This window comes from Sodalinema sp. (genome assembly GCF_046483825.1).
In the GTDB taxonomy this organism is placed as follows: Bacteria; Cyanobacteriota; Cyanobacteriia; order Cyanobacteriales; family Geitlerinemataceae; genus Sodalinema.
Map to the genome: position 1 here is coordinate 1 of NZ_JAWOCL010000297.1, position 5,655 is coordinate 5,655.

Genomic DNA, 5,655 nt, shown 5'->3' on the forward strand with positions numbered 1-5,655 from the left:
ATCCCCTCTTGGGAGGGGTTAGGGGTGGGTTATGCCTCTTGCCATCCCCTCTTGGGAGGGGTTAGGGGTGGGTTATGCCTCTTGCCTTCTCCCCCCTGTTCCCTGTTCCCTGTTCCCTGTTCCCTTCTTTTGCCTGTTCCCTGTTCCCTGTTCCCTGTTCCCTCTCTAAATGGACATCATCCTCTGTCACACCACTGCTGATTTCGATAGTTTAGGGGCAGCCGTTGGCTTAACCCGACTGCATCCTGGCGCTCGTATTGTGTTGACGGGGGGCGCTCATCCTGGGGTGGAGGAGTTCCTGAGACTGCACCGAGACGAGTATGCCATTGTCGAGCGGCGATCGGTGAATCCGGATCAGTTGCGATCGCTGTTTGTGGTGGATACCCAATCACGCGATCGCCTGGGTAAAGCCGCTGAATGGTTTGATGCACCTCAGTTACAGGGCGTGTATCTCTATGATCATCATCCTGGAGTGAGCGGAGATATCCCCGCCAGTGAGCGCCAAATCGAAGACATTGGGGCCACCACCACCCTCATTGTGGAAGCCTTACAGCGGCAAAACATCAACCTGACGGTGTATGAAGCCACAGTGATGGCCTTGGGGATTCATGTCGATAGTGGCTCTCTGACCTTTGACCATAGTACGGCGCGGGATGCCTTGGCCTTAGCCTGGTTGATGAATCAGGGGGCGAGTTTACCCTTGATTGCCGAGTATATTGAACCGGGATTATCGGATTCCTTGCAAGACTTGTTAGCAACAGCCCTAGAAACCGTGAACAGCGAGGAGGTTTGGGGGCAACAAGTCGCGTCAGTGGTGTTGCGTACCCCCGATTATGTGCCGGGATTGTCGGGGTTAACCTCGCGCCTGCTGGAACTGACCGATAGCGATGCCATGATTTTGCTGCATGAGTATCAACGTCAGGGGGATGAGTCGCGGCTGACGGTGATTGCGCGATCGCAGATTCCCCAGACCGATCTCAACGCCATTCTGCAAACCATCGGTGGGGGCGGCCATCGCAAAGCCGGTTCAGCACAATTGCGGAATGCTAACCCCGAAGAGGTACTGCGCCAGTTACGCGATCGCCTCAACGCCCAAATTCCCCCACCGCCCACGGCCCGAGAGTTAATGTCCTCTCCGGTGCGGACGATTCGCCCACAAACGACCATTGGTGAGGCTCACCGTATTCTGTTGCGTTACGGCCATTCCGGCTTATCGGTGGTGAACCAAGCCGACGAATTAGTCGGGGTTATCTCCCGCCGGGATTTAGACATCGCCCTGCACCACGGCTTCCACCATGCCCCCGTCAAGGGCTATATGACGCGAAATGTCAAAACTATCAGTCCAGACACCTTGCTGCCCGAAATTGAGGGGCTGATGGTGACATTTGATATTGGTCGCCTGCCGGTTTTAGACGAGGGGGCGTTGGTGGGAATTGTCACCCGCACCGATGTCTTGCGAGAACTCCATGAAGAGAGTCGTCAACTCTGCCCTATCCATCCTGAACGGGAGTCTCAGGGGCGACGGTTGACGCGGGAGGCCGATGTTTGGCAGGGCCTGCGATCGCACCTCAACCCCAAACTGTGGCAATTGCTCGAAACAGCGGCCCAGGCGGCTCAGGAACGGGGCTGGCAACTCTATTTAGTGGGGGGAGCGGTGCGAGATCTGTTGCGGGGGATGCAGTCGCCGCAACAGACTGAGGTGGCGTTAACGGATATTGATTTGGTGGTAGATGGCTTTCACCAGTCGGCAACGGTTGGCGCGGGGGTGGAATTGGCGAACGTGTTACAGGAGCAGTTTTCGGGGGCGCGGTTAGATGTACATGGAGCGTTCCAGACGGCGGCGTTGTTATGGCACAATGACCCCGTTTTTGATTCCCTTTGGTTGGATATTGCCACGGCGCGGACGGAGTTTTACCCCTATCCAGCGGCGAATCCGGAGGTGGAGGCGAGTTCGATTCGTCAGGATTTGTATCGCCGGGATTTCACAATCAATGCTTTGGCGATTCGCTTGACAACCCCTCGTCAGGGGAAGTTGTTAGACTTTTTTGGCGGTGTGTTGGATTTGCAGCGGGGTTGGGTGCGGGTGTTGCACGCCAATAGTTTTATTGAAGATCCGACGCGGATTTTTCGGGCCGTGCGCTTTGCGGTGCGGTTTGAGTTTGAGATTGAACCGGAGACGGAACGGTTTATTCGTCATGCGATCGCCAGTGGGGTGTATGAGCGATCGCGCTCCCTCAATCCCCGTACTCCGGCGTTACAGGCGCGATTAAAAAGTGAGTTGAAATATCTCTTGCAAGCGTCCTATTGGCCACGAGCGTTGCGGGAGTTGGATCGCTTAGGTGCGTTGCAATGTTTGCATCCGCAATTACGATTGACGCGAGAACTATGGCGGCGTTTACAGTTAGCAGATCGGGGGTTACGACGATTTCAGAAATGGCATCGTCTGAGTCATTGGCGGATGTTGTTGGAGGTGTTATTGTCCCAGGTGGAGACAGGAACTGGGGAGTTTTCCCGCGCGGCGGTGGCGCAACAGTTGCAGTTACCCGATGAGACGGTGCAACGGTTGGCAACGCTGGGGGAACGGCGGGAGCGTCTGGAACGGGAGTTGAGTACGGCGCAGCGGCCGAGTGAGGTGGTAAAAGTGTTGTCGGGGGAGGAGTTAGCGGGATTGTTGTTGGTGGCCTTGGGAATGGGGCGATCGCTGCGTGGTAAAGTCTGGCAATATCTGACGGAGTGGGCTGAGGTGAAACCGTTGTTAAATGGGGAGGATTTGAAGCAGTTGGGGTATACGCCGGGACCACAGTTTAAGGAGATGTTGGCGGATATTCAGGCGGGAACGTTGGATGGGGAGTTTGGCGGTTCTCGGGAGGCGGCGATCGCCTTTGTGCGCGATCGGTATCCCCTGTGAAACCCTGAGGATGGCGAATTAAATCGAAGAACTTTCAGGCTTGTGAATCTAGTGAAATACGGGCATCCTTAACCCTGACCATGAGTGTCATTGGATCAAGAGGTGAAGCGGTGAAACCACAGATCTCATAAAACTGCTTCGCATCCTCGGAAATGGCATGTACTAGAATGGCGCGTATTCCTGCAATTTCAGCAGCTTGGAGAGTACGCAGAATTGCATCTCGCAGTAGAGCCCGCCCAATGCCTTTGCCTTGCCAGTGATGATCAACGGCTAATCGTCCAATCACCATAACAGGAATCGGATCAGGCATATTACGCCGTACCCGACCTGTTGCGGAAGCCTGCGCCACAGCTCCATTGGCGAGACAGTAATAGGCGATGACGACGTCGCGATCGCAAACAACATAAGTGCGTGAAGCTCCTCCTTCCTCATTTTTCATAGCACGACGCTTAAGCCAGTCGTCTAGCTGACGATTCCCTGAGTTAAAGCGTTCAACATCGTGTGACGAATTGAGTTTTTCGGGTGAGCGCAGCTTAGGCCGATCTCGATCTAATCCCACGGAGCCTTAGTTGTCAGTAATGTACGCAGCTTGTCATCTTGAGTAGGTGGTGCATCCAGCAACGCCACAAACTGCTTAAATTTAAGCTCATCTAACCCGAAGAACGTCTGTTCCAGAAGAACATCTTGGGCCTTCTGATACGATGACTCCAGCATAAACTCCGAGCGACTCTTGCCCTGCACTTCAGCGGCATGATCAATGATATCTCGTTGGCTTTGCTTGGCTCGGATGTTGATTGTAACATTGCGGGTCTGGCTACCCGACTGTTCACCGGTTGAGCTGTGCATAGTGCTGATCTCTTTTCTAATAGGAGACTCCCCACCAATATAAGAGCTTTGTGTGGACATTGTCAACACATCCCTGTTGTTTTGACGCAACTGCTCACTAATAGTCACGAGAACAACGGCTCGATTTTGGCTTGGATTTCCTCAAATACACTTTTTGCTGCAACCTCGACAACTTGAATACCGCTCTTTCAACAGTCGTAACCATGGTCTGAATCTCCATCTAGCGCAACAGATCTGCATACTCTGTCATTTTCAGGCCGAAGTCTCTACAGAGTGTTGCTGATATAACAATGGTTTATCGGTTTAACCAGCATTTCACTCCAAGCCTTTTGCCACAGTTGCTACAAATGGCTTTTGTGGCCTTATTCCATCAATTGCTTTCTGAGAGCTGCAAGCCAGGCAGATAAGGTTGATGCCCTCGCTCTCACCATTAGACTAAGCAGCCTAACACCATGTTCAACTGCGATAGTCTGCTGCAACAGATGGTTATAGCATTTGTCAAAAGTCGTACCACAGATAGTTGCAGAGGCGAACCGCAAGTGGCGCACTCTTTTTTGGTATTAATGTATAGTAAGATTCTTGAAAAATGGTATTAGCTTTTTCGGAAAATATGCTCTCGATGATACGTAAGATAATGTTGATGGCGTTGCTCTATTCGACTCAAACATAAAGAAGGATAAATCCCTAATATCTCTGCATCTGATTTCTGTAATTGGCTTGAAATCAATACTTTCCCTCTGTTATCAAAAGATATAAGACCTGCATCAAAAGCAGCATCAAGGGTGGGTGAAAGAAGAAAGCCATTGAAGGCATCAATAGATTCCTTTGAATCACACTTTGAATAAGGCTTGATATGGGATGCTCTTAATAAAGAAAGTTCTTTGCATTTAGTTACGGCACATTCTCCCCAATACTTAATAAGTCCATCTCGAAAATATCCTTGTCCAATTCTTGCTGTAACAACTGCATTCCGTTTTGCTTTTGGCAATTCTAAATATTGGATATCATTTTTAGTTAATTCATTGTCTTCTATATTTCTCGAAATCATCCAAACAAAAGAATGAGCATCGAGAAGAGAAACTTCTCCTGCCAGTTTTTCGGTGAGCAGGGTTTTTAAATCAGCCAAGATGTTATTGAAAATCAAGTAATTTTCCCAAGAGCATTTCCGACTTGTTGTGAAGCTTTCCCCCAACAAAGAAAATGCCTTATCAAAATAGCTGGGTGCTATTGGCATATACTGATTTCGATCCTTGAGAAATAGGAGATATGCAATTAATGGGTATTTTTGACCAAATAAATTGACTAAACGACCAAAAACATTGAGGTCGTCGGACTTACGATATAAAGAGTGAAATACTGAATCAAATGATTCAATATTTGAAAAACTGTCTAAGGCAATACATAAGGCATGATGTGGCCGGCTGTTGTCACCATATCTTGACTGCCACTGGACTAAGTTATTGCTAGGTAGCTCAATTGCTTCAACGACAGAACGAGCAATTGTTCCAGATCCAATGTCAGATTCTTGCCAGTTTTGAAACTTCAGTATTTTTCTGGCATCACGATACAGATCGTATTTATACCCCTCCTCAACCTCTGTATAAGGATTTGAACTAAACGACGTCAAATCCATACCGCTTTCTTTAATGACATGCTCTCTAAACCGTTGAAACTGTTGCTCGAACAGAAATATATCAATCATGACTAGGCGTGTTTAGAAAAACAAAGGGCAGCCCACTTGCAGCGTGCGCCTACCCGATGGGATGGTTGAGGTTGAGGAGCGATCGCCCCCAACCCCAACTTCCACCTCAACCCCGTTCCCTTACGCCGACTTAGCCAGAACCTCCTCAGCCAGAGGAAAGCCCAACTCCTCCCGTTGCTTGAGATACAAATGAGCCACC

4 protein-coding genes are annotated in these 5,655 nt (G+C 50.0%); 1 reads left to right on the top strand and 3 read right to left on the bottom strand.

Translation table 11 applies throughout. The features are described from left to right. The first annotated feature begins 169 nt into the window (after positions 1-169). On the top strand, positions 170-2,908 hold the full coding sequence (locus tag R6U67_RS18880; RefSeq protein ID WP_410253977.1) for a CBS domain-containing protein: 2,739 nt from the start codon (positions 170-172) through the stop codon (positions 2,906-2,908). Between the two features lie 34 nt (positions 2,909-2,942). On the opposite strand, the gene R6U67_RS18885 is transcribed toward R6U67_RS18880, so the two are convergent. The 3 genes from R6U67_RS18885 to R6U67_RS18895 form a co-directional block, all read right to left on the bottom strand. Further along, positions 2,943-3,467: a GNAT family N-acetyltransferase gene (locus R6U67_RS18885; protein WP_410253978.1), complete on the bottom strand. Its 525-nt coding sequence runs from the start codon at positions 3,465-3,467 to the stop codon at positions 2,943-2,945. Further along, positions 3,458-3,862, bottom strand: a complete 405-nt coding sequence (locus tag R6U67_RS18890; RefSeq protein WP_410253979.1) for a DUF1778 domain-containing protein — start codon at positions 3,860-3,862, stop codon at positions 3,458-3,460. The genes R6U67_RS18885 and R6U67_RS18890 overlap by 10 nt, the downstream gene beginning before the upstream one ends. A gap of 484 nt (positions 3,863-4,346) precedes the next feature. Next, on the bottom strand, positions 4,347-5,456 hold the full coding sequence (locus R6U67_RS18895) for an HNH endonuclease (RefSeq protein ID WP_410253980.1): 1,110 nt from the start codon (positions 5,454-5,456) through the stop codon (positions 4,347-4,349). Between the last annotated feature and the right edge of the window lie 199 nt (positions 5,457-5,655).

Excerpts from the sequence above, each read along its gene's own strand:
- R6U67_RS18880 (WP_410253977.1), top strand. The coding sequence starts at position 170 with ATGGACATCATCCTCTGTCACACCACTGCTGATTTCGATAGTTTAGGG.
- R6U67_RS18895 (WP_410253980.1), bottom strand. The coding sequence starts at position 5,456 with ATGATTGATATATTTCTGTTCGAGCAACAGTTTCAACGGTTTAGAGAG.